Below are 5368 nucleotides of genomic sequence, written 5' to 3'. Positions count from 1 at the left end.
GAACGACGTCATCACCGACGGCGCCACCACTTCGATGCCGAGGCGCAGCGCATCCTGGCGGAAATCGGCGAGCTTGTCCGTATTGCCCATGTCGAGCGTCATCGACGCGGCCAGGAATTCGACCGGGTAATGCGCCTTCAGATAGGCGGTCTGGTAGGAGACGACGGCATAGGCGGCGGCATGCGATTTGTTGAAACCGTAGTCGGCAAATTTTGCCAGCAGGTCGAAGATGAAGTCGGCTTGCGGCTTGCCGACGCCGCGCTCGACCGCACCCGAAACAAAGCGCTCGCGCTGTTTGTCCATCTCGGCGCGGATCTTCTTGCCCATGGCGCGGCGCAGCAGATCGGCTTCGCCCAGCGAATAGCCGGAGAGCTCCTGCGCGATCTGCATCACCTGTTCCTGGTAGACGATGACGCCTTGCGTCTCCTTGACGAGATGGTCGATCTTCGGGTGGATCGACGCCATCTCCTCCTCGCCGTGCTTTCTGGCGTTGTAGGTCGGTATGTTCTCCATCGGCCCGGGCCGATAGAGCGCAACCAGCGCGATAATGTCCTCGATGCAGTCGGGCCGCATGCCGATCAGCGCCTTGCGCATGCCGGCACTTTCCACCTGGAACACGCCGACCACCTCGCCGCGCGACAGCATGGCGTAGGTTTCCGGGTCGTCGAGCGGAATGTGGGCGAGATCGATCTCGATGCCGCGGCGGCGGATCAGCTTGACGGCCCTGTCCAGCACCGTCAGCGTCTTCAGGCCAAGGAAGTCGAATTTCACCAGCCCGGCCTGTTCGACATACTTCATGTTGAACTGCGTGACCGGCATGTCCGATCGCGGGTCGCGGTACATCGGCACCAGCTCCGACAGTGGCCGGTCGCCGATGACGATGCCGGCGGCATGCGTCGAGGCGTGCCGATAAAGACCTTCCAGTTTCTGCGCCGTGTCGAGCAGCGTTTGCACGATCGGCTCACGCTCCGCCTCTTCGGCAAAGCGCGGTTCGTTGGCGATGGCGTCGGCGAGCTTGACCGGATTGGCCGGGTTCGACGGCACCATCTTGCTCAGCTTGTCGACCTGGCCATAGGGCATCTGCAGCACGCGACCGACGTCGCGCAGTACCGCGCGCGCCTGCAGCGTGCCGAAGGTGATGATCTGGCCGACCTGGTCGCGGCCGTATTTCTGCTGGACGTAACGGATGACCTCCTCGCGCCGGTCCTGGCAGAAGTCGATGTCGAAGTCGGGCATCGACACGCGATCGGGATTGAGGAAGCGCTCGAACAGCAGCGAAAAGCGCAGCGGATCGATGTCGGTGATGGTGGTGGCATAGGCGACCAGCGAGCCGGCGCCCGAACCGCGGCCCGGGCCGACCGGAATGCCTTGCGCCTTTGCCCATTTGATGAAGTCGGCAACGATCAGGAAATAGCCGGGATATTTCATCTTCTCGATGACGCCGAGCTCGAAATCCAGTCTTTCGCGATATTGGTCGGCCGTGTAGCCGGGTGTGAGGCCATGCGCCGCCAGCCGCGCGTCCAGCCCTTCATGCGCCTGCCGGGCAAGCTCCTGCGCCTCCGCTTTAACCGCCGCATCGGCGTCGGCGACATCGCGGCCGGCAAAGCGCGGCAGGATCGGGTTGCGGGTCTTCGGATAGTAGGAGCAGCGCAGGGCGATCTCGACGGTGTTGTCGATTGCTTCCGGCAGGTCGGCGAATAGCCTCGCCATATCGGCCTGGCTTCTCAGGAAGTGGTCGGGCGAAAGGCGGCGGCGATTATCGGCCGCAACCACGGAACCTTCGGCGATGGCGATCAGGGCGTCATGCGCCTCATAGTCTTCACGAGAAAAGAAAAACGCCTCGTTGGTGGCAACCAGCGGCAGATCGTGGCGGTAGGCGAGGTCGACCGACGACTGCTCGATCGCGCGGTCGTAGCCGGACACCCGCTCAAGCTCGACATAGAGCCGGTCGCCGAACAGGCCCTTGAGCGCGAGCAGCCGGGTCTCGGCGAGTTCGCGGCGATCCTCTTTCAAGGCAGTGCCGATCGGACCGCGCGGCCCGCCGGTAAGGCAGATCAAACCGTCTGAATGGCCTTGCAGCATCTCGCTCGTCAGATGCACCGCTTCGCCGGGCGGTGTCTCGAGGTAGACGCGGCTGACCAGCCTGACCAGCTTGCCGTAGCCGGCCTCGGTTGCGGCGATCAGGACAACCGGCCGAATCTCCGGTCCTTGCCGCCTGCGGTCGCGCTGGCTGTCGCTCGCCTCGCCGGAAAAGGCGAGGTCGATCTGGCAGCCGATGATCGGCTGGATGCCGTCCTTTACCGCCTTCTGGGCGAATTCCAGTGCGCCGAACAGATTGTTGGTGTCGGTGACGGCGATCGCCGGGCACTCGTCCTGCACCGCATGGCCGACGATCTTGCCGAGCTGCAAGGCACCTTCGAGCAGCGAATAGGCCGAATGCACGCGCAGATGAATGAACCGACGCGCCGCCGCCTCCGCCCGCGACGCCTTTGCATAGGCCTCGCGCAGCAAGGGATCGCGTGGAAGTCTCTCATCCGCCATGGTTTTTCGCGCCGCCTCACAAGGACTCAGTCGATGAAGATGTATTGTCCGGCACCGGGTAACACGAGTCCAGCGGTAGCGATTGGAGCTTTGGACGTTTAGAGCAGCCGCCGAAGCTGCCAATCTCCCCCCTCGTGGGGGAGATGTCCGGCAGGACAGAGAGGGGCGCTGTCCCGCCAACCTCGGGCCCGGAAACACAAAACCCGCCTCAAAGGCGGGTCGTTGGAGCCAATTAGCACCATACCCAAACCATTAGCATAGCTGCCGGCACAAAGCAAGAACAAAATACGTTGTGAGGGCAAAAAAAGCGAATTCCTCACCGCCTCGCCTTGTCCCTCCTCCATTGGGCGTGCCCAACCAGTTGCAAGGTCGCGTTCCTTCGCGCCCCCTGCCGGACATCTCCCCCTCTAGTGGGGAGATTGGCTGTCATCTCGGCTTTCGCCAATCTCGTGGGGTGCAGAAGGGGCGCTGTCCCCGAAGCTGCCGATCTCCCCCCAAGTGGGGGAGATGTCCGGCAGGACAGAGGGGGGCGCCGTCCCGCCAGCCTCAGGCGATTTTCCAGCCTCACGCGAATTCCATGATCACCGCGTCGACGGCAAGGCTGTCGCCGGGCTTGGCGTTGAGCTTCGAGACGATGAGGTCGCGCTCGGCGCGCAGCACGTTTTCCATCTTCATCGCTTCCACCACGGCAAGCGTCTCGCCGGCCTTGACCTCCTGCCCCTCGGCAACGGCGATCGACACGACAAGACCGGGCATTGGACAAAGCAGCATCTTGGAGGTGTCCGGCGCCACTTTTTCCGGCATCAGCCTTTCGAGCTCGGCCGTGCGCGGCAGCATGGCGCGGGCTGTCACCGACATGCCTTTCCAGGCGATGCGAAACCCGTTCAGCACCGGCCTGACTTGCGCCGCGACCTTGCGGCCGCCGACCGTGCCGCGCCAGATGAGATCGCCCGGCCGCCAGTCGGATGCCACGGTCAGCGGTTTGCCGCCGTCGATTGTGAGATCGAGCTCCATCGGAATGGAAATCACGCCTTCGACGATGGCCACCGAAAGATAGTCCCGGCCGATCTTCAGCACCCAATCGCGTTTCAAGGCACCCGAATGCGGCGCCAGCCGCCCGCCCAGCCGGTCGAGCCGGTCGCGGCGCAGCAGTTCGACCGCGGTTGCGATCGCCGCCAGCACCGCTTTCTCCTCGGCGTCTGGCACGATCGGCGCGAAGCCGTCCGGGTATTCCTCGGCGATGAAAGCGGTGGACAGCCGCCCTTCCCACCAGCGCGGATGCTGCATCAGCGCCGCCAGGAACGGGATGTTATGCTCGATGCCGTCGACGACGAAACTATCCAGCGCTTCCGACATCGCATCGATCGCCGCCAGCCGCGTCGGCGCCCAGGTGCACAGCTTGGCGACCATCGGATCGTAGAACATCGAAATTTCCGAGCCTTCGGTGACGCCGGTATCGTTGCGGATGACGATTTCGCCGAATTTTCCCTCTTCCGGCGGCCGGTATTTCGTCAGCCTGCCGATCGACGGCAGAAAATTGCGATAGGGGTCTTCGGCATAGAGGCGGCTTTCCACCGCCCAGCCGTTCAGCTTGACGTCGCTCTGCTTGATGGCGAGCTTTTCGCCGGCTGCCACGCGGATCATCTGCTCGACCAGGTCGATGCCGGTGACGAGTTCCGTCACCGGATGCTCTACCTGCAGCCGCGTGTTCATTTCCAGGAAATAGAAGTTCTTGTCGCTGTCGACGATGAATTCGACCGTGCCGGCGCTCTGGTAATCGACCGCCTTGGCCAGCGCCACCGACTGCTCGCCCATGGCTTTGCGGGTCTTGGCATCGAGGAAGGGCGACGGCGCCTCCTCCACGACCTTCTGGTTGCGGCGCTGGATCGAGCATTCGCGCTCGCCGAGATAGAGTGTGTTGCCATGCGCGTCGGCGAGCACCTGGATTTCGATATGGCGCGGATCGACGATGAACTTCTCGATGAAGACGCGGTCATCGCCGAACGAGCTTTTCGCCTCCGAGCGCGCCCGGTCAAAGCCGTCGCGCACCTCTGCCTTGCTCCAGGCGATGCGCATGCCCTTCCCGCCGCCGCCGGCCGAGGCCTTGATCATCACGGGATAGCCGATTTCGCCGGCTATCCTTTCGGCATGGGCGGCGTTTTCGGCGACGCCGAGCCAGCCGGGCACCGTCGACACCTTGGCCGCATTGGCGAACTTCTTCGATTCGATCTTGTCGCCCATCGCCTTGATGGCTTTGGGCTTCGGGCCGATGAAGACGATGCCTTCCTGCTCCAGCGCTTCGCAGAAGGATGCCCGCTCCGACAGGAAGCCGTAGCCGGGATGCACGGCCTCGGCCCCTGTCGCCTTGCAGGCGGCGATAATCTTTTCCGGGACCAGATAACTTTGCGCAGCCGGGGAAGGCCCGATATGCACCGCCTCGTCGGCCATTTCGACATGCACGGCGTCGCGGTCGGCGTCGGAATAGACCGCGACGGTGGCGATGCCCATCTTGCGCGCCGTCTTGATCACGCGGCAGGCGATCTCGCCACGGTTGGCGACCAGGATCTTCGTGAACATGCAGGCCTTGTCCCTCGGCTGCCCATCTTTTACGGGCTTCCCGTTTTATGGGCTTCAGGGGGCCGGTCAAGGCAAAGTCGGGCCTATCCCGGATGCAAATCGGCGAGCGCTGACGAAAATCCGGGGTCAGAACGTCGCTTCGTGCATAGCGCAGAGCTGAATGGTAAGTTAAATCTAACTTGGATTGCAGACCGCCTTGGGAGGATTGCCTGATGAAAACGCGCGCCGCTGTCGCCGTCGCCGCCGGAAA

2 protein-coding genes are annotated in these 5368 nt (G+C 63.4%); both read right to left on the bottom strand.

Annotation, left to right across the window (positions count from 1 at the left end; genetic code table 11):
* Positions 1 to 2541: DNA polymerase III subunit alpha (gene dnaE, locus E5W70_RS30555; RefSeq protein WP_292664988.1), on the bottom strand; the 2541-nt coding region annotated here is incomplete at its 3' end.
* 564 nt (positions 2542 to 3105) lie between these two features.
* Entirely contained in the window at positions 3106 to 5118 is a 2013-nt protein-coding gene (locus tag E5W70_RS30550; protein ID WP_292664987.1) for an acetyl/propionyl/methylcrotonyl-CoA carboxylase subunit alpha, read from the bottom strand.
* Positions 5119 to 5368 lie beyond the last annotated feature (250 nt).

Origin of the sequence: Mesorhizobium sp. (genome assembly GCF_005063415.1) — a bacterium.
Classification (GTDB): domain Bacteria; phylum Pseudomonadota; class Alphaproteobacteria; order Rhizobiales; family Rhizobiaceae; genus Mesorhizobium.
Note: the sequence above shows the minus strand (reverse complement) of the source record. Positions and strands in the feature narration are given on the sequence as shown.

Excerpts from the sequence above, each read along its gene's own strand:
- E5W70_RS30550 (WP_292664987.1), bottom strand. The coding sequence starts at position 5,118 with ATGTTCACGAAGATCCTGGTCGCCAACCGTGGCGAGATCGCCTGCCGC.